Origin of the sequence: Pseudomonas viridiflava (assembly GCF_003702045.1) — a bacterium.
GTDB classification, from domain to species: Bacteria; Pseudomonadota; Gammaproteobacteria; order Pseudomonadales; family Pseudomonadaceae; genus Aquipseudomonas; species Aquipseudomonas viridiflava_C.
The window spans coordinates 397,570-416,811 of the sequence record NZ_RBTP01000069.1 but is presented as its reverse complement, the minus strand read 5'-3'; the positions used below and the strand labels follow the sequence as shown (position 1 = coordinate 416,811).

The 19,242-nt window shown below is 58.4% G+C and carries 18 protein-coding genes; 10 read left to right on the top strand and 8 right to left on the bottom strand.

Annotated features, from left to right (window positions below; translation table 11 throughout):
* Positions 1 to 268 precede the first annotated feature (268 nt).
* From ALP40_RS22650 to ALP40_RS22630, 5 genes are all read left to right on the top strand, one after another.
* Positions 269 to 484 carry a DUF1127 domain-containing protein gene (locus tag ALP40_RS22650; protein WP_004881584.1) on the top strand — a complete coding sequence of 72 codons (216 nt, stop codon included), beginning with the start codon at positions 269 to 271 and terminating at the stop codon, positions 482 to 484.
* Positions 485 to 802: 318 nt separating this feature from the next.
* Complete coding sequence (locus tag ALP40_RS22645) at positions 803 to 1,123, top strand: DUF2388 domain-containing protein (RefSeq protein ID WP_122210373.1); 321 nt, start codon at positions 803 to 805, stop codon at positions 1,121 to 1,123.
* A gap of 94 nt (positions 1,124 to 1,217) precedes the next feature.
* Entirely contained in the window at positions 1,218 to 1,523 is a 306-nt protein-coding gene (locus ALP40_RS22640; RefSeq protein ID WP_122210372.1) for a DUF2388 domain-containing protein, read from the top strand.
* 38 nt (positions 1,524 to 1,561) lie between these two features.
* Positions 1,562 to 1,882: a DUF2388 domain-containing protein gene (locus ALP40_RS22635; protein ID WP_122210371.1), complete on the top strand. Its 321-nt coding sequence runs from the start codon at positions 1,562 to 1,564 to the stop codon at positions 1,880 to 1,882.
* Positions 1,879 to 3,840, top strand: coding sequence for a DUF4105 domain-containing protein (locus ALP40_RS22630; RefSeq protein WP_122210370.1), 1,962 nt, complete (start codon positions 1,879 to 1,881; stop codon positions 3,838 to 3,840). Before ALP40_RS22635 ends, ALP40_RS22630 begins: the two co-directional genes overlap by 4 nt.
* Here the strand turns inward: ALP40_RS22630 and ALP40_RS22625 are convergent, their stop codons facing one another.
* The 5 genes from ALP40_RS22625 to ALP40_RS22600 form a co-directional block, all read right to left on the bottom strand.
* Positions 3,841 to 4,218 carry an SCP2 sterol-binding domain-containing protein gene (locus ALP40_RS22625; protein WP_122210369.1) on the bottom strand — a complete coding sequence of 126 codons (378 nt, stop codon included), beginning with the start codon at positions 4,216 to 4,218 and terminating at the stop codon, positions 3,841 to 3,843.
* Positions 4,219 to 4,386: 168 nt separating this feature from the next.
* Positions 4,387 to 4,827 carry a hypothetical protein gene (locus ALP40_RS22620; protein WP_122210368.1) on the bottom strand — a complete coding sequence of 147 codons (441 nt, stop codon included), beginning with the start codon at positions 4,825 to 4,827 and terminating at the stop codon, positions 4,387 to 4,389.
* Between the two features lie 268 nt (positions 4,828 to 5,095).
* Positions 5,096 to 5,395, bottom strand: a complete 300-nt coding sequence (locus tag ALP40_RS22615; protein WP_122210367.1) for an HU family DNA-binding protein — start codon at positions 5,393 to 5,395, stop codon at positions 5,096 to 5,098.
* 188 nt (positions 5,396 to 5,583) lie between these two features.
* Positions 5,584 to 6,732 (bottom strand): NAD(P)/FAD-dependent oxidoreductase, encoded by a 1,149-nt coding sequence (locus ALP40_RS22605; RefSeq protein ID WP_122210365.1) that lies wholly within the window; start codon positions 6,730 to 6,732, stop codon positions 5,584 to 5,586.
* A 23-nt stretch (positions 6,733 to 6,755) separates the two neighbouring features.
* Entirely contained in the window at positions 6,756 to 6,923 is a 168-nt protein-coding gene (locus ALP40_RS22600; protein WP_054986759.1) for a rubredoxin, read from the bottom strand.
* Between the two features lie 188 nt (positions 6,924 to 7,111).
* Here ALP40_RS22600 and ALP40_RS22595 point away from each other — a divergent pair, with 188 nt between their 5' ends.
* Positions 7,112 to 7,672, top strand: a complete 561-nt coding sequence (locus ALP40_RS22595; RefSeq protein WP_122210395.1) for a chorismate lyase — start codon at positions 7,112 to 7,114, stop codon at positions 7,670 to 7,672.
* Positions 7,672 to 8,562, top strand: a complete 891-nt coding sequence (gene ubiA / locus ALP40_RS22590; RefSeq protein WP_122210364.1) for a 4-hydroxybenzoate octaprenyltransferase — start codon at positions 7,672 to 7,674, stop codon at positions 8,560 to 8,562. The genes ALP40_RS22595 and ubiA overlap by 1 nt, the downstream gene beginning before the upstream one ends.
* Positions 8,563 to 8,582: 20 nt before the next feature.
* Here the strand turns inward: ubiA and ALP40_RS22585 are convergent, their stop codons facing one another.
* Positions 8,583 to 8,960, bottom strand: coding sequence for a hypothetical protein (locus tag ALP40_RS22585; RefSeq protein ID WP_122210363.1), 378 nt, complete (start codon positions 8,958 to 8,960; stop codon positions 8,583 to 8,585).
* Between the two features lie 161 nt (positions 8,961 to 9,121).
* Here ALP40_RS22585 and phoB point away from each other — a divergent pair, with 161 nt between their 5' ends.
* The 3 genes from phoB (at position 9,122) to ALP40_RS22570 (ending at position 12,634) form a co-directional block, all read left to right on the top strand.
* Complete coding sequence (gene phoB, locus ALP40_RS22580; RefSeq protein WP_004881608.1) at positions 9,122 to 9,811, top strand: phosphate regulon transcriptional regulator PhoB; 690 nt, start codon at positions 9,122 to 9,124, stop codon at positions 9,809 to 9,811.
* A 60-nt stretch (positions 9,812 to 9,871) separates the two neighbouring features.
* The gene (gene phoR / locus ALP40_RS22575) at positions 9,872 to 11,194 is read left to right on the top strand and encodes a phosphate regulon sensor histidine kinase PhoR (RefSeq protein ID WP_122210362.1); all 1,323 of its coding nucleotides are present in this window, start codon (positions 9,872 to 9,874) and stop codon (positions 11,192 to 11,194) included.
* Positions 11,195 to 11,293: 99 nt separating this feature from the next.
* Positions 11,294 to 12,634 (top strand): hemolysin family protein, encoded by a 1,341-nt coding sequence (locus ALP40_RS22570; protein WP_122210361.1) that lies wholly within the window; start codon positions 11,294 to 11,296, stop codon positions 12,632 to 12,634.
* A 170-nt stretch (positions 12,635 to 12,804) separates the two neighbouring features.
* Here the strand turns inward: ALP40_RS22570 and ALP40_RS22565 are convergent, their stop codons facing one another.
* Both ALP40_RS22565 and ALP40_RS22560 read right to left on the bottom strand, forming a co-directional pair.
* A complete protein-coding gene (locus ALP40_RS22565) occupies positions 12,805 to 13,707 on the bottom strand; it encodes a M23 family metallopeptidase (protein WP_122210360.1) in 903 nt (300 codons plus the stop codon).
* A 138-nt stretch (positions 13,708 to 13,845) separates the two neighbouring features.
* The gene (locus ALP40_RS22560) at positions 13,846 to 19,056 is read right to left on the bottom strand and encodes a deaminase domain-containing protein (protein WP_122210359.1); all 5,211 of its coding nucleotides are present in this window, start codon (positions 19,054 to 19,056) and stop codon (positions 13,846 to 13,848) included.
* Positions 19,057 to 19,242: the final 186 nt, after the last annotated feature.

Here is a 19,242-nt window from a genome sequence, read left to right as displayed (position 1 = left end):
ACGGCCCACATGAAGAAAAACTGTACTGCTGTACTGGTCATAAAAGCGTCTTAAAACACAAAACGCCATCCGCACCTGACAAAAACGCACTATAAGAGTGCCGACCGGTACAGTTGCCCCAATAATGAACAAAACAGTCCCTGTAAACAGTTAACTGAACCCTCACAATACAGATGAACTGTGTCTATGGGGGCTGGTGAATCGAGAGGAGAATGGGCACCAGTCAAGCAACTCACTTATCCCGCCACAAGCGGAAGGAAGTCACACCATGGAACGTACAATCAGTTCCGATCTGTTCAGCGAAAGCACCGCCACCACTGCAAAATCTTCCTTGCCTCTGCGCATGTTCGCCAACCTGATGCTCTGGCAGCGCCGCCTCTCCAGCCGCCATCAACTGGCCCGTCTGGACGCACGTTTGCTGGCCGACGCAGGTATCAGCGAAGCGCAGCGTTACGAAGAGCTGAGCAAGCCGTTCTGGCGCTAACACAGCGCTCGCTGGCCCCAGACTACTGAAGTCTCCCCGCCAGCAACCCGAATTGCTTCATACAAGACCCGATTCAGGCAGCTGAATCGGGTCTTGTCATTTGTGCGCCAAGCCTGCCGATAATATGGCAGGTACAATTTCAAATGTTACAAACTTAGGCCAGTACAGTTACCATTTAATGTATGGCATACAGCGTTTCTGCGCTGCTTTCCAATAGCAAGCCAGGCAGCGCTGTTATAGGCTGGACGCCAGATCGGCCTCGCACGCATCCTGTGCCACCCGCAATCTGTGCTTTATCTCTTCTGACGGAACTTGATCATGTCTCTGCTACGTACATTTGGCGCCGCCGTTCTGCTGACCGCCGCTGCCGCAAGCGCCAACGCTTCCAGCTTCATCGTGACCACTGACACCGTCGTTGGCGCTGTCGCCGCGTCGACCGATGCCACTTCCGATATTTCGTCTTCGTTCAAGGACGACAAGATCGTTCGCGCAGCCCGTGACGATGCCGCCAGCTTCGTGGCCAGTGCAGGTGACATTCGAGGCGCTCAACTTGAAGGCGCGTTCCAGCACATTCGTCAGCAAATGCCTGAACTGCATGCCACTGACGACCAGCTGGCTCAAGCTATTCTGGCAATCTGACAAGCCGCTCCCGGAGGTCTGCAGACTGCCGGGGTAGCTCTGGCCAGAGCATTGCGCTAGCCTTCTACACCTGTTTTGCCGGTTCGTGAAAGCCATGCGCCCAGTACACCCCTTTTTGATCGTCCTCTTTGCCGGCTTCGGCTGGATCAGCCCGGCCCATGCGTTCGATTCGACCACGCAGGGCCTGGTAAAAACGGGGTACGCAACCAGTCAGGTCAGCAGCTCACCTTTTGACAACAAGCTGATAATGGCGGCTCAGGATGACGCTGCGGCGTTCATTGCCAGTGACGGCCAGATCCGCGGGGCCCGACTCGAGTCGGCGTTGCGCAGCTTGCGCCAGTCCCATGAAAAACTTCGTGCCAGCGACCTTGAACTGGCGCAAGCAATCCTCGTCCAATAGCCACTTTGCCCTTCTGCGTAACTGGAGACGTTACTAAAATGCGTACGCCGCTGATTGCTGTATCCCTTGGCCTGCTGCTGATGGCCGACTTTGCCCAGGCTCAGACTGTTGTTGCCACGAGCAATATCATTGTTCGGGCATTTGGCCGGACCATCGATTTCACTTCTGATACCACGACATCCATCCGCGATTCCAAGGTTGTGATTCAGGCCAAGGACGATGCCGCCAGTTATGTCGCCAGTGGTGGCGATATTCACGGAGCTCAGCTCGACGCTGCCTTCGACACGCTGCGCACCCGTGTGCCTGAAGCACGCGACGCCAGCGACCAGACGCTGGCTGAAGCAATCCTCGCATTGTGAGGCGCTTTGGCGTCTGGCTGCTTGCCAGCGCACTGTCGCTGGTCGGGACTTATGCTTCAGCCAGCCTGAAGCTTGATTTGCAGACCGATGGGCTCAACACAGCCCAGCAGCAAGCCAGTCAGGCGCTGATCGATGAAGCCATGCGCGACCTGCCGCCCCGCTTCATCGAGTCGCTGGACCGCCACGTCAAGGTGAGCTGGTCCAATGACATGCCACATAATGCCTACGGCCAGGCCGCCGGGCCGTATCAGCTGTACCTCAACACCAACCTTCTGGCCTCGCTCACCGATGGCTCTGCCGCGACGACGCAGACCGGCCGGCCGCACGGCACTGTGCGCCGGGAAATGCTTGCCACGGTTCTGCACGAACTGACGCACATTTACGACCGTGCCCGACTGTGGTCCGATACCGAACGAGCCACCCTGGTGCGTTGTTCGCGGCGTAACAGCTCGCTGGGCAATATCGGCCTGCCCGATGGCTGCCGTGGTCAGACTGAACGACGCTTCACCCTGAGTGACGACCCTCGCCTGCTGGACCTTGCTGGCTGGCCGCAGTACGTCGGGCGACGCGGCGAACGGGAAGAACACAACGGTCAGGTAGCACGCAGCCCGGATATCTACGAAACCACCAGCCCGCTCGAATTTGTCGCAGTGAACATGGAATATTTCCTGCTCGACCCGGCCTACGCCTGTCGTCGCCCGGCGCTGTACGCGTATTACAAGGAGCGTTTCGGCTGGGCACCTGCTGCAAAGGATACCTGCCCAACCTTTTATCCCTACTTGAACGCGGGCAGCGATTTCGGACGCGAGCCGCTGGGCAAGCTGGACCCTGAGCGGGTGTATGCGGTCGATTACCTGCTAGCCGAAGCGAACCAGAACTGGGTGAGCCGCTGGGGCCACAGCATGCTGCGCCTGGTGATCTGCAAGCCGGGCCGCCCACGTGGCCCGGATTGCCGACTCGATCTGGATCAGCACCTTGTCCTGTCATACCGCGCGTTTGTGGGGGATGTGCAGCTCTCCAGCTGGGATGGCCTGATGGGCGCTTACCCGTCACGCCTGTTCGTGCTGCCACTGGCTCAAGTCATCGACGAATACACCAAGACTGAACTGCGCAGCCTGGCCTCGGTGCCCATTAAACTGTCACGCCCTGAAATCGATGGTCTGGTTCAGCACGCCGCCGAAATGCACTGGAGCTACGACGGCAATTACTACTTCCTGTCGAATAACTGCGCGGTCGAAAACCTGAAGCTGCTGCGCAGCGGGACGCACAACCCCAAGCTGGTCGGCCTGGACAGCATCTTGCCCAACGGTTTGCTTGAGGTACTCAAGGGACGCGATCTTGCCGACACCAGCGTTCTGGACGATCCCAAGGAAGCCCTGCGTCTGGGTTATCGCTTCGATTCCTACCGGGATCGCTATCAAGCGATGTTCGAGGTGCTGAAGAAGCACCTGCCGATCAAGCAGACCACCGTAGAAGACTGGATGAGTTTGCCTGCCAGCGAGCGCAGTCAGTGGTTCGATAAAGCGGATTTGCGCACCAGCGCAGCCATTTTGTTGCTGGAACAGGCGAGCCTGCGTCGCCAATTGCTTCTGGCGCAGGATGAAGTGAAGCAAAGTTACCTGGGGGCTCGGGAGCGAAAAGATGGCCAGGTTTCAAAAGCGACTGGCACGCTGCAAGAGCTGTTGGCCAGTAGCGGGTTTCTCAGCCGCCCTGCGGAGTTGCTGGGCAGCCGTGGTTACGGTCTGCCCCAGGCTGGCGAATGGCAACAGCTTGAGAGTGAAAGCAGCCAGCGCCAGAAACAACTCAAGCGCCTGACCGGAGATCTGGACAAGGAGGTGCGTGCATTGCTGGAGCCCAAGCGCGCCAAAGAGATCGCCGCAAACGAAGCCAACCTCAAGCAGATGGGGGATCACCTTCGTGCCTTGCACAAGGCATCGGGCGGGTTGCAGCTTCCTTGATCAGAGGCTCTTCTTTTTCGGCTTGAGGTATTTGGTCAGGCCCTGGAACCAGATCACCAGGGCCGGATTGCCCTTGATATGGATGTCCTTGTCCTGAATACCCTGCATGAATGCGAGCTGCTTGTTCTTGGCTTGCAGGGTCGCAAAGCCAAATGCGGCGTCGCGAAACGAGATCGCGAACGCAGGTTCGGCGACCAGCCCTCTGGCGCTGCTGATACGTTGATCACGTACGACGAAATGGCGAGCTACTTTTCCGTCCACGGTCTGCAGTTGAAATGTCAGGTCTTTACCCGCCAGTTGTTGCTGGAATGCAGGATTGTTGCGACTGGCGCGGCTCATCAAAAAGCCAAGCATCCAGAGAAGAAAGCGAAATTTCATGCAACAGCCTCAGAGATTGTTCGAGCCCGCGGTCGGAATCGGCGGCGCAGTGTAGCGACTTGGCTACATAATTCCTGTAGGAAAGGTCCTGTTTGATGAGAATTTCCAGAAATACTTCATTTCATGAGCGCTGCTCCGATGGGGGAAGAGCAGCGCCGGGACAATCAATCAGCGGATGCTGTTGATGCTGCCCTTGTTACCAGTAACCTTTACGTCAACCTTCTTGAAGATGAAGTAGTCCTTCACGTTGACTTCATAGCGCGGCGCCACGATCAGGTCGGCGCCGGAAGACTTGACGGCCTTGTAAGCCGCTGCAGCCTTGGCAGTCGATACCGGGTCCGGCAGGGCCAGACCCAAGCCGCCGCCACTTGCACCGCCGTAGGTCACACCGTCGGCGAACTGGGTGTCGCCACCGATGCTCAGGAAGTTGAACAGAACGTTGGTGGAGGATTCGCCACTGATGGTGCCGCCTACTTTCACGTCCGCCTTCAGATCGGTTTTAACCACGCCTTCCAGCGGTGCAGACGGCTGGCTCACGTTGTAGCTCACGCATCCCGACGTGACAGCGATCACGGTGGCAACAGCGGCAGACTTCCATAGCTTATTCATTTATGACTTCCCAATATTAAGTGTTCAGCACCGCAAGCCAGAAGAGCTGCGGGAGCGGGACTTTAAGGGAATGTGCAACGAGAAAAAGTCAGGAAAGACTGAACGGGATGAAGGCAGAAGAGCGCATTAAAGTAGGAAACTTCTTACCCGTAACAAGGGCTGGCATGCCGACCACATGACGGTACTGCGCACATGAAAAACGGACACCCAGTTTAACTGGTGTGCCCGTTGCTCGCTGCCCGCCTCCCGCCGAAGCAGGCAGCCTGTATCAGGCTTTTTTCTTTTTGGCGGGTTCAGGGTTAACACTGTCTTTCAACGCTTTACCCGGTTTGAAAGCCACCGTGTTGCTCGCCTTGATTTTCACAGGTTCACCCGTCTGCGGGTTCTTGCCGGTGCGGGCTCCACGGTGACGTTGCAGGAACGTACCGAAACCAACCAGGGTGACACTGTCCTTGCGATGCAGTGCGCCGGTGATCTCCTCAAGAATGGCATTGAGAACGCGGTTGGATTGCTCTTTGGTCAGGTCCGCCTTTTCAGCAATGGCGGCTGCAATATCAGGTTTACGCATATGAAGCCTCTTTTACGGTTTTTGTTTTTATGTCCCGCACTGCTTATGGCAAACAGTAACAAGGCGCCGCGACGGCTCTACGTAGCGGCAGACGAAAGCGAGGATGGCACGCCGACGGTAGGCGCGCCAGTGCAGGACCGACCTTTATTGGCAAAAATACGTGGTCTATCCGACAAAATGACGCGAAATTATGCCAATAACGCTGGTAAAAGCTTGTTCAAGGCAAGTTTTTCCATAACCGCCGAACCCGTCAGCGCATAGCCCAGCAACTGGCCGTCAGCGCCATGGCAAAGCGCTTTGATATCTGCGCCCTGCCCCTCGATACTCCAGGCCCCTTGTGTCCCCTGGGGCGGTGGCGAGACTACCAGCGGGCACGCCGGGGTCTTTACGGTGATCGGCATCGGCCCATACTTCACCGATGTCGGCGTTCCGGCCAGGGTTTGAGCCAAGGCGCGTGCACAGCTCATCAGCGGCATGACGTACAGCAGGTTCAGCCCGTCTACTTCTGCACAGTCGCCTAACGCATGGATATTGGCATGCGACGTCTGCAGGTATCGATCCACCAGAATGCCGCGCCCGGTCTGCAAACCTGCGGCGGCAGCCAGTTCGATTCTGGGCCGCAGGCCGATGGCTGAAACCACAAGATCACAGGTGATTGTCTGGCCGTCGGACAGATGAGCTTGCAGGCCCCCATCGTCGCGTTGCAGGCGTGTGAGCACAAGACCCAGATGGAAGCGTGCGCCCAGTCCTTCAAGGCCTGCCTGCACCGCCGCCGCCGCAGCTGCAGGCAGGAGGGTCGGCATGACGTGTTCACACGGCGCAACCAGATCCACTTCGTAACCACCCAGGATCAGATCGTTGGCAAACTCGCAGCCGATCAGGCCTGCACCCAGGATCAGAACACGCCGCTTACCTGCCGCCGCTGCTCGAAAACGGGCGTAGTCCTGCAAATCGTTGATCGCAAAGACAGCGTCACTCGCATCCCCTTCAACAGGCACCCGAATCGTCTCTGCGCCCCAGGCCAGCACCAGATCGCGGTAGTACACCGCCTCCTCACCGATCCAGAGACGCTTGTGGCCCGGATCTATACCGCTGATGCGCGTGTGCGTGCGGACTTCGGCCTTGAGCTGGTCTGCCATAGCACCGGGCTCGGCCATGCTCAGACCGTCGGCTTCCTTGTTCTTGCCGAACCCGGTCGACAGCATGGGCTTGGAGTAGGACCGGCCATCATCGGCAGTCATCAGCAACAGGGGCGTTTCAGCGTCCAGCTTGCGAAATTCCCGCGCCAGGTTGTAGCCCGCAAGGCCAGTACCGATGATGATGACAGGTGCGCTCATTGCTGTTTCCCGAGTCAGGTGGATCAAGCGATTTCGATCATTTCAAAGTCCATTTTGCCGACGCCGCAGTCCGGGCAGAGCCAGTCTTCCGGTACGTCCTGCCAGAGCGTGCCCGGCGCAATGCCGTCGTCCGGCCAACCATCCGCTTCGTTGTAAATCAGGCCACAGACAATGCATTGCCACTTCTTCATGGTTCGTTTCTCTCATCATTCAGGCTAAATATTGGCGCAGCGGTCGTTCGCCGCTTGAGCAGGCGTTGTACTGATCGCAAGGCCTGGATGCAAGTCCGTTTGTATAACGGGCTGTCTGCACCCCCATCTGTCAGGGTCACCAATCATGATAAGCTCGCGCCCCCGATAAAGGCCGACGCGTGCTTACCGTGACCCAGCAAAACCCCGCCCTTACGACGCCAGTCTGGCTTGAACGCAGCCAGTTGATCGATGCGCCCGAACCGGTGATTCTCGACTGGCTGTTCAATCAGGATTCCCTGACCCGTCGGTTGGACCTGTTGTCCGACGGAGGATTCAGCGTCATTCCTCTGTTCGAAGGCTGGCAGCCGTTACGCGACGATGAATGCGCGGCGTTGGCACTGCCCCGGGCCAGTGAAGGCTGGGTTCGTGAAGTCTACCTGCTGGGCAATGACAGCCGTTGGGTCTTTGCCCGCAGCGTGGCGGCCCGCAGTGCGCTTGAGACAGGCGGCCTGCAGATGGACGCGTTGGGTTCACGCTCACTGGGCGAGTTGTTGTTCAGTGACCCTGCGTTCGAGCGTGGCGCGCTTCAGGTATGTCGCTACCCTCAGCGCTGGCTGCCTCCAGCCGACTCAGCCGAAGGCCTATGGGCACGTCGCTCATGCTTCAACCGGGGTTCGTTGAGCGTACTGGTTGCCGAGGTTTTCCTGCCGACCTTCTCCAGCGTGATTCAGAAAAAGGAACAAGCCTGATGTACCTGTCGCTGCTCAAATCACTGAATCGCCTGAACCCACGCATCTGGGACTTCATCCAGTTGACCCGCATCGACAAACCGATCGGCATCTACCTGCTGTTTTGGCCGACACTGTGGGCGGTCTGGATTGCCGGCAAGGGATCGCCGTCGCTGGCGAACGTGCTGATCTTCACGGTGGGAGTGTTCCTGATGCGGGCGGCAGGGTGCGTCATCAACGACTACGCAGACCGCAAGGTGGACGGTCATGTAAAGCGCACCGAGCAGCGTCCGCTGGTCAGCGGTAAAGTCAGCGGTCGGGAAGCGCTGATCCTGTTCGCGGTGCTGGTGGGCCTGAGTTTCGTGCTGGTGCTGTTCACCAATGCTGCAACGATCGGGTTATCGTTTGGCGGCCTGGCGCTGGCGGCGTGTTACCCCTTCATGAAGCGCTACACCTATTACCCGCAGGTGGTGCTGGGAGCGGCCTTTTCATGGGGCATGCCGATGGCGTTCACCGCAGAAACCGGTGAGCTGCCGGCCGCAGCCTGGTTGCTGTACATCGCCAATCTGCTCTGGACCGTCGGCTATGACACTTATTACGCGATGGTGGATCGCGACGACGATATGAGGATCGGTGTGAAATCCACCGCCGTACTGTTCGGCGATGCAGACCGCGTGATCATCCTTACCTTGCAGGGCTTGGCGCTGGGATGCCTGATGCTCGCCGGTTCGCGGTTTGAGCTGGGCCTGTATTTCTACGCAGGCCTGTTGGTCGCGGCGGGCTGCTTTGCCTGGGAATTCTGGAGCACGCGCCTGCGCGAGCGAGACGCGTGCTTCAAAGCGTTTATCCACAACCACTGGGCAGGACTGGCGATATTCCTCGGAATCGTCGTCGATTACGCGGTGCGCTGATCACCCGGCAGGCTCACGCTTCAGGGTTTGGCCAGGTGCCAGACGCCACCCTTGCCATCCCCTGTGACCTCTCCGGCCTTAGTGTCGCTCTTGAAGGTGTAGAGCGGTTTGCCATCGTAAGCCCACTGCCGGGTCTTGTCGTCACGGGTAATGACAGTCCACTTGCCCTCCGCAGAGCTGTCGGCTTCGGCGGCGAGCGGCGGCCAGTTCACGGCGCACTGATCGTTGCAGGCCGACTTGCCCATGCTGTCCTTGTCGAACGTGTAAAGCGCCATGCCTTCGTGATCGACCAGCGTGCCGTCCTTGGTCATCGCAGGCTCGGCAGCGAAGGCCAGCGCGGACGATGTCAGAGCAGCGCCCGCCATCAGCAACTTGAGTGCAGTAGAGACATTAGCCATCGGATACATCCTCTTTTTATCGTTCAAATAAGTTCGAGATAGCCAGCCCAGCTTAGTCGTCCAGCGGCATGCGTGGTAGCCTCCTCCCAACCTGTCACACGACTGCAATAATTCCGTTATCTAATGCGCCCCAAGACAGTTAAATGACACGAGGTTCAAGCATGGTTGGCAGGAGCATTCTGATCGTTGACGACGAAGCGCCTATTCGCGAAATGATCGCCGTTGCGTTGGAAATGGCCGGCTACGACTGTATTGAAGCCGAAAACTCTCAGCAGGCCCACGCGATCATCGTTGATCGCAAGCCGGACCTGATCCTGCTCGACTGGATGCTGCCCGGCACGTCGGGCATCGAGCTGGCGCGTCGCCTCAAGCGCGATGAGCTGACCGGGGATATCCCGATCATCATGCTCACGGCCAAGGGCGAAGAAGACAACAAGATCCAGGGCCTGGAAGTCGGCGCTGACGATTACATCACCAAACCCTTCTCGCCCCGCGAACTGGTGGCACGCCTCAAGGCCGTATTGCGCCGTGCAGGGCCAACGGACGGCGAAGCGCCTATCGAAGTCGGCGGCCTGTTGCTCGACCCGATCAGCCACCGCGTCACCATCGACGGCAAACCGGCCGAGATGGGCCCGACCGAATACCGCCTACTGCAATTTTTCATGACCCATCAGGAGCGCGCCTACACCCGCGGCCAACTGCTGGATCAGGTATGGGGCGGTAACGTATACGTTGAGGAACGCACCGTGGATGTCCACATTCGTCGTCTGCGCAAAGCCTTGGGTGATGCTTATGAAAACCTGGTACAAACCGTGCGCGGCACTGGCTATCGCTTTTCCACAAAGAGCTGACAGCGGTTTTCGCAGACACAGGACACCGGCAGCGTGCAGCAGACTAGGATGTACCCTTAATTGAACCAAAACTGGCATGGCACGCTGATACGCCACATGTTGTTGCTGGTGACTGCCTGCATGCTGGTCGGTCTGATCAGTGGGCAGTACGGCTGGAGTCTGGCAACCGGGCTGGGCCTCTACCTGGCCTGGACCCTCAAGCAACTGCTGCGCCTGCACGACTGGCTGAGCAGCCACAAGGCTGACGAGCCGCCACCGGACGGCTACGGTCTGTGGGGCGAAGTCTTCGACAGCATCTACCACCTGCAACGCCGCGATCAACGTGTTCGCGGACGCCTGCAAGCCGTCATCGATCGTGTTCAGGAGTCCACCGCTGCCCTCAAGGACGCCGTGATCATGCTCGACAGCGAAGGCAACCTGGAGTGGTGGAATCGTGCGTCCGAAACCCTGTTGGGGCTGAAGACGCCACAGGACAGCGGCCAGCCGGTGACCAACCTGGTTCGTCATCCGCGCTTCAAGGAATACTTCGCGCAGGGCAACTACGCCGAACCGCTGGAAATTCCCTCCCCGACCAACGATCACGTGCATATCCAGTTGCTGATCACGCGCTACGGCAACAACGAACACCTCATGCTGGTGCGCGATGTGACACGCATTCATCAGTTGGAGCAGATGCGCAAAGACTTCGTCGCCAACGTGTCCCATGAGTTGCGCACGCCACTGACGGTGATTTTCGGCTATCTGGAAACCCTGCTCGACAATGTGGATGACGTAAATCCACGCTGGGTGCGGGCTTTGCAGCAAATGCACCAGCAAGGCGGGCGCATGCAAACGCTGCTCAATGACCTGCTGTTGCTGGCCAAGCTCGAAGCCACCGACTACCCGTCTGACAACCACCCGGTCGTCATCAGCACCTTGCTCAAGACCATCAAGGCCGACGCCACTGCCCTGTCAGGCAGCAAGAATCAGCAGATCCACCTCAGTCTCGAAAGCGACATGCAGCTCAAAGGCAGTGAAACCGAGCTGCGCAGCGCGTTCTCCAACCTGATTTTCAATGCGGTCAAATACACCCCGGCAGAGGGCATCATTCGTATCCGCTGGTGGGCAGACGAACGAGGTGCGCACCTGAGCGTGCAGGACTCGGGAATCGGCATCGACGCCAAGCATCTGCCGCGCCTGACGGAACGTTTCTACCGGGTCGACACCAGCCGTGCGTCGAATACCGGGGGGACAGGTCTTGGGCTTGCGATCGTCAAGCATGTGCTGTTGCGTCATCGCGGCACCCTTGAAATCAACAGTGTTCCGAACAAGGGCAGCGTTTTCACCTGCCATTTCGCCACCAGCCAGATGTTCAAACCCGAAAGCGAGGAGTCAGACTACTAGGCAATCGCGCACACAGCCGCTACATTGCCGGGTTCAAGGCGCTTTTTCAGCGCAACCTGACCTCTTTTTCTGTTAGAACGGACCCCGTAAAACTCCATCATGGACCCTTCCCCTAGCGTCAACCTGTCTTCACTCTTTGCCGACTTCGGCATGATTCTTTTTGCTCTGTTCCTGGTTCTGCTCAACGGCTTCTTCGTTGCGGCGGAATTCGCCATGGTCAAACTGCGCTCGACCCGGGTCGAAGCAATTGCCGACAAGAACGGCTGGCGCGGGCACATTCTGCGCAAGGTCCACGGCCAACTCGATGCCTATCTGTCGGCCTGCCAATTGGGTATCACCCTTGCCTCCCTCGGGCTTGGCTGGGTCGGTGAACCCGCGTTTGCCCACTTGCTGGAACCGCTGCTCGCTGCAATGGGCGTCGACACTCCGGAGCTGATCAAGGGCATTTCGTTCTTCACCGCCTTCTTCATCATCTCGTACCTGCACATCGTGATCGGCGAGCTGGCCCCCAAATCCTGGGCAATCCGCAAGCCGGAACTGCTGTCGCTGTGGACCGCTGCGCCGCTGTACCTGTTCTACTGGCTCATGTACCCGGCGATCTACCTGCTCAACGCCAGCGCCAACGCGATCCTGCGTATCGCCGGCCAGGGCGAGCCAGGTCCGCACCACGAACACAGCTACAGCCGCGACGAGCTGAAGTTGATCCTGCACTCCAGCCGTGGCCAGGACCCGAGCGATCAAGGCATGCGCGTATTGGCCTCCGCGGTAGAGATGGGCGAACTGGAAGTGGTGGACTGGGCCAACTCTCGTGAAGACATGGTGACGCTGGATTTCAACGCTCCGCTCAAGGAAATCCTGGCGCTGTTTCGCCGCCACAAGTTCAGCCGCTATCCGGTCTACGACGCCGAGCGCGGCGAATTCGTCGGCCTGCTGCACATTAAGGATCTGCTGCTTGAACTGGCGGACCTGGACCATCTTCCCGAGTCGTTCAACCTGGCCGAACTGACCCGACCGCTGGAGCGCGTTTCCCGGCACATGCCGCTGTCGCAGTTGCTGGAGCAGTTCCGCAAAGGCGGCGCGCACTTTGCGGTGGTCGAGGAAGCCGACGGCAAGATCATCGGCTACCTGACAATGGAAGACGTGCTCGAAGTGCTGGTGGGCGATATTCAGGACGAACACCGCAAGGTTGAGCGCGGTATTCTGGCCTACCAACCGGGCAAGCTGCTGGTTCGGGGCGATACACCGCTGTTCAAGATCGAACGCCTGCTGGGCATCGACCTGGACCACATCGAAGCCGAAACCCTGGCAGGCCTGATCTACGAAACCCTCAAGCGGGTGCCGGAAGAAGAAGAGCAGATGGAAGTCGAAGGACTGCGCATCATCATCAAGAAGATGAAAGGCCCCAAGATTGTCCTGGCCAAGGTGCTAAAGCTGGATTGAAACCAACATCCGGATCGAATCCCGTAGGAGCGAGCTTGCTCGCGAAAGCGATGCTGCCACCGCCCTATCCATAGCGGCTGGGCGGCCCCCTTCGCGAGCAAGCTCGCTCCCACGGACGAAATCGGGCCAGCTCCTGCCAGGTCCGCTCCAACAGTCATGCAGGCAGGTAGCTAATTCCCGCCCACCGCAAAGTTGGGCAGGCTCTGTACGGGCTGGGCGAACTCATAGGGGATGGAGACCAGCTCATTGCCGCTGTTGCGCTGCACGACGAAGTGCAGGTGCGGGCCGGTGCTGTTGCCCGTATTGCCGGAGCGCGCCAGCGGGCTGCCAACGCGTACCCGCTGCCCTTCATTGACGCTGACCGAGCCGCGCATCAGGTGCAGGTACACGCCCATCGTGCCGTCGTCATGCAGGATGCGCACGAAGTTGCCCGAGGCGTTCGAGCCTCTGCCCGACTGGCTGTTCTCGACCTTGATCACTGTGCCGCCACGCGCCGCAATGATCGGCGTGCCTTCAGGCATGGCGATGTCCATCGCGTAGCGCCCCTTGACCCCGTAGTGGCTGTATTTGCCACCCGGCCCTTGGGTCAGACGAAACGGTCCGCCCACCCACGGCAACGGATACCGGTAGGCCTGAGCCGTACTGCGGGGGTCACCTAGGGTTGAGGTCAACACTGACGCATAATTCATCGCCTTGTCCGCAGCCTTGGGACTCAACACCACCACGCGCTCGTTGGTACGCGCAGGGATCGTACGGCGAAGCGTCGTCGAGGAGCCTGACACGCCGAGCACGTTCTTGACGCTGGAAAGCTTCAATTCGACGTCGACCGGCGCGTACAGGTCGTTGCGCACGTAAAGGCTATGCACACCCTTGTCGCGGCGGATACTCAAATGCACCTGTTGCTCGATGCGCTCGACCATTCTGTCCCTGAACACCATGACGGCTGCACCGGGCGAAGCACGGTCGGAGAACGACACCACGCCATCAGCATCGGTGGTTTTATAGATCGTGATCGCCCAGGCCATTGGCGTAGCAACGGTCAGGGCGATCATGATCAGCAAGCGTTCGAGCATCGGAAAGGTTCTGGTTCGTTGACGATGGGTGCCAAGCCTAGCAGCGTTATGGCCTCAACAGGACGCAACGGTATCAATCGGCAACAGAGCGCACGCCAAAAACTGCACGCCAGAAAGCCGGAGCATGCTCAACCCGTATCAGCCCGGCTTGTAATCCTTCATATACGTCACCGAGAACATCGCGTCGGGAAAGTCGAGCATCAAGCGGGGCAGGACAAAACCACCGCACGACCGGCAGGTGTCCAATACGGTGAAGACCTTGATGTGCTTCAGCCGTGTCGACGCCATGTCCTCTTTCACTATCGTCGCAATCAGGCGCTCGGAATCCAGGTGACGGGCAAACTCTCTCACCACGAGACGCTCAGCGTCGCGCAACACCGGCAGACTGGTAAAAGCGGGATCCGGCGGGCGGCCCACCATGCGCGCTCGGGCATCGCGAAAGATCACGCCATCGACAATATGCTCGGCCCCTTCTGCCAGATCCAGTTGCAATTTGAGCTCTATAGCGCTCTGCCCCCCGGACAGGGCGTAGTACACGATGCGCTCTCCAGACTCGGTATAGACCTGCATGAAGGACAGGTTGGCACCTTTAATCTGCTTGAGGATGCTTTTCGCAGCCTTCGGCGTCACCGCGCTCTGCAAGTTCAACGCTTCCCATTTGGCCTTCGATCCTTGCACAGGCAGCAGGCGGTTAAGCACCTCCACAATGTGCTGCTGATCAGGCAGGCTTCGCTCGGCCATTTTCTTGAAGTCGGGGATACTCGACTTCACTAGGTCGACAAACTTTCTTTGAATCGTCTCACCCGAAAGCACATTGCTGCCAATGGCCAAGAGTTCGTTCGTTTCCCTCTTGGCCGCGCACCAGTTCACATAGTCGTCATAGGTGCGGATTGCCTGGCCCGGCGAGAAATTCCAGGAAGCTCGCTCGGACTCATCAAGCAGATCGAAAAGCAGGCGTGCGATATTTTCCTGGTCCACCTTGGCGTTCGGGCGCTCTCGAAACACTCTGTATTGCTCTGATACCCTGATGAACTCGCTGATTTCCTCACGCGCTTCAACGCGAGAAAACCGTAGGGCCGTGCTGTCTTCGCCAGGCGTCAAAGCCTTGTAAAACACGCCTGTATCAGGCTCGATGAATATCCATTTCTGTGAAGCAAACTCCATCTGGATACCACGCAACGTACGCGCATCGCTGACACCTAATGCGATAGGTCCAAGATCGACTACAGGGATATGCGTGTGAATCCATGCAGCATCATCATGAGCAACGTTCTCCGGCAGCCCTAAGAAGCGTTCGCTGGAGAGGGCTCCATTCAGCTCGGGAAGGTACGCCGGCGTTTCAGGCAGAGAGAACAGTGCCCGCTCGTCTTCTGAAAGAGGGCTGAGGATCTTGCCATCGGACGTTGATCCCGATGCCACTTCGACCGGCTCCGCCCATTTGCAATACTTGCCTTCGTTGACAAACACATCAACGCCGGGCGTTTCACTGCCCGACTTTGCAGCCAGTCTGGCGAGCGTGAATTCATAGGCATCCATAGCCCGGCTTGGGTACAGGCCGTAGCGGGTGGAAGACGTCGAACTTTCAGAAACAGGCTCAGGCTTGGGCGTTGCGAGCTTGATGCCCGTAGAGCAAGCCACCGGCTCCAGATCACGACGCAGCCGGCATAGGTTTTCAACCTCCACCAATGGGTCTGACGTCAAGGAGAGCCTGTCGATACCCCGCTTGCGCAGTGCTGCATCCGATGCGTGGGTATCCAGATGATAAACATTGCCTTCGACGAGAATATCAAAGTCACCTTCGCGCCTTTCAATGACGCTGACGGCGCAACGCTCATCGATACGCACCTCATGAAAGCCATCGGCACCTGAGGTTATCGGCACGACGGGCGGGTGGCGATCAGGGCGAATCCCGTCTGCAGCCGATGCCGAAGAAAGCTCCAGGCGTTCGCCATGAACAACAGGCGTTAGTGCCTTGCCGAATACACAGTCATAGTCCGGATCGAGAAGCCTGAAGTCCGGGGCATCCGCACTGCCGACTTCACGTACTGCCACAGCCGGACGGCCATCGACCACAGCACGTCTGTCCGACGCCGCACGCATCGGCTGCCAAGGGTGCTCGACACTGTCGAGCACCCGATACATACCCTTGTCAAAAACGAAGACACTTTCAACCAGCGCTCGCGACGAAACGATCGTTTTCAGCGTCGGGGATAGGTGCAGCAAGGCCGACCAGCCGAGCCTGCTCATCTGCAGTCCGGCTTTGCTCAGATCGCGCAGAGCGACAAACCCGCTTTGCTCCGCCAGCCCCACGATCAGTCGGCCGACCGCCTTGCCGGTCAGTCGGGTGACAGACAGCACACTCAGCTCTCCAGCGCGCATTACGATGCGTGCTGTTGAACTCGCAAACTGCCCCAAGGGGATCAGCGCAAAAGCAACGTCCATTACGCACCCCACGATTGCACTGGCGCTATGATCGCCCTCCTGCACATCTTTGATGCACCCATAGAAAGGAATGATGAACCGGGCCACGATATCCATGTATTCGCGCTCCTCTGCCCAGACTCGCTCCCATTTGGTTTTATGTTCATGCTCAGCCTCACGCTGATCCAAAAACCGGGCAAGCAGGTGAGTGGCGCAGTGACGCGCCAGCGTATCGATTCGGGTCGGCTCATCCGTATCGGGCAGGTAAACCAGTTCGACCGAAGGGATCAATGTCCCTTGCTTCGGGGTATGCGGGCTCATCAGACTGCGCGACACCGTGCCGTTGAGATAAGCATCGCTGTCCATCGGCAACAATGGCGTGGTTCTGGCTTTTTCGATACGTCGTTGGTGCGCCTCGCGCCGACGCAGTGCTTCAGGGATCGAAATAATGCCCGACCACGTTACGTCTTCAACCGAATACGTAAACGACTGGCTGACTTCACGTGCGACGCCGGAAGCGGGAATCAGCTCGAAGAACAGCTCTGCAACCGAATGCCCCTCAAAATCATTGAGATGATCGCCTGGTTGGCAGCGAATGAAGAGACCCTGAATACCCTCCCCGGTAACAAACCCGACGCGGCTCACTTCGCAGGTCGAACTCAGCAACGTCGCACGAATGCCCGGCTGCATCTCGGTCAGCAGCCTTTTGATGACGTCAGTCTCAGCACTGACCAGCGACGTTCGGAAAATCTTGCATACGCTGGCGTAGGCTTCGGGAATGGTCGGCTTACCAGCAATATACGCCTCACCCATCATGACCAGCTCGACAACGGGGGCCTCAGGCTGCCCCACCGCGAACTGTCGATCAAGGAAGTAGGAATGCGCAACGGTGAATCCGTGTTCCTGCAATATCGGCCAATGGTCGGGCCTGATACGTTCATCCCAGAGCCAGCTGGGTACATGGGCTTCACGCAACATCTGCTCTGCCAGCGACTTGCGATCAGGTGGCTTGATTGCCAGCAAACGGTTCAATTCCTGAGCGTGCAGCTCCTGTTGCGTTTGCAAATAGCTCAGCGCCTGGGTGACCTGCGCTGCGGAGGCCTGATGGACGTCATCCTTGGCTGCCCCATCAATAACCCCATGGGCAGCGGCGTAGCGCAAGGCAGGCATCGTTAGCGTTCTTGCCCAGAGTGCCTGCACCTCGGTTTCCAAGGATTCGGCCAGGTCTGCGCTCACCTTGATCAACTCATCGTAAGGCAGGGTTACGGCACGTCCGGACGTCATCGCCTCGACCAGTTCCACACCGTGAAGAAACGCAACGCTTTGCAGGGAGCGGCCGTATTGCAGATGATCAGGCACGCCGTACACCAGCAGCTCGGGCATCGTTTCGCGCAACAGCAGGTAATGCAGCATGTCGACGGTACTCGGCGAGGCACCGGTGTGTCTTTTTTGTATCAGTCCCCTGACCCGCTCACTGAGTTGCACATGGCTGTAATCCTGTGCCCGTCCAAGTTGGAGCATGACCTCCTGAGGCGCGCCCACAAAGAACTCGACGATGGATCGCCCGATTACCGCCTGGGTCATACGGGGTGAAGCCTGCTCGTCAGCATGGCCCCCGTACCAGCCCATAGCGCTGAGCATGGGCTCGATAGCGGACTTGAACTGCGCGGTATGGATCAGTGCATGCCAGGTTTCATGGGGCGAAAAACGCAGCGTTCGCGCTCCGTCATTTACATCGCACAGCAACTCGATACCCGACTGGGAGAACAGGAAGTCCGCGTCGTGTAACGTGCCCCAGTCTTCCAGACGCGGGACTTCGACATCCAGTGCCCGAGCACTTGGCAACGCTTCGTCCGGTTCGACGCTTGTTTCAAGTGCGGCCCCCAGCAACAGTGAAGCGAGCAGCATGACATGTCCAAATCCTTGATTCGGATGTTCGAAGCGAAGCCTGATTGCCAGCGACAAAGCTCGCATGGCTAGCCTTCGTTCTGCGCTGGCGATGGCCGGACTCAGCCAGTGCCCATTGTCCGGATTCACCACATAGGCGCCCACTTTGCGCAGGTATTCGGCTCGGGCGGCCAGCGACAGGTGCGTGGCTGGGTCGACCTGAAGCCCGCCGAGCGCCGGGTCGCTCTGTTCGGTTCTCTTCAAAGCATCCGAAATGATCGCCCACACGTCAGGCGTTTCCAGACGCGGGTTCAGCCATTGCGACAACTCACTATCGCGATAGTGGCCAGTCGGGATCAATTCGGGGAAGCTGTCGCAGAACAGACTTATTGCATCAAGCTTATCGTCGTCAGCATTCAGAGCATGTCGCTCGGCCAGACCGTTGTAGAGCGACGGCGATGAATTCAGCTTGATCCACTCGGCCCCCGGCACCAGGCGAGCCCCGCGCTTGAACTGCACCATCCAAAGACGCAGGTCTTGCGGAATAGGCGTGAGCAATTCAGCCAACTCAGAGTAGCCCGATGCCTCCAGCGTCAACGCTTTATTCCAGAACGGTAATGACTTGAACACGTAGTGTTCGAGTTGCGCTTTGGCCGATTCGCCAATGACACTGGATTCATTCAACCAGGCGATGCGGGCGTAGAACTGATGCATCTGCCAAAGGCTGACATCAGTTTCTGCGACGCCCATGACGTTGGCGTAAAGCATATGGGCCTTGGCGCTTAGATAAAGCAGCGACAGCTTGCGTTCTTGCTCTGCATCCGGGACAGCCAGATCACGGGTCGAGAAACTGATGTCCTCGCCAAGGAGGTGGGTCAGCACCAGCCTGACGATCCGGAACTGCTCTTCAGGCTGAATCGTGCCATCAGTCACATAAAACACAGGATCGTGGGGCGCACTCAGCACAGTGTCGATGTTGAGAAACAATTGGTTGGCATCGATAGCCAGAATGTCGAGGGGTTGTAGCGATGTGGATGACATTGAGTAAACTTCCAGTAGCCTCACGAACGGTGAGGGACTGAGATACCCAATAGTAACTGCCGCCTATTCGAAAGCAGACGCCGGGGACGTGCTTAGCGAGAAAGCACGTTCTGGCATGTCGGACGATAAACATGGCGTGTGGGAGTCACTGGGAAGCTGCGCTGTCCGGCAAGTTTGTCAGCCATG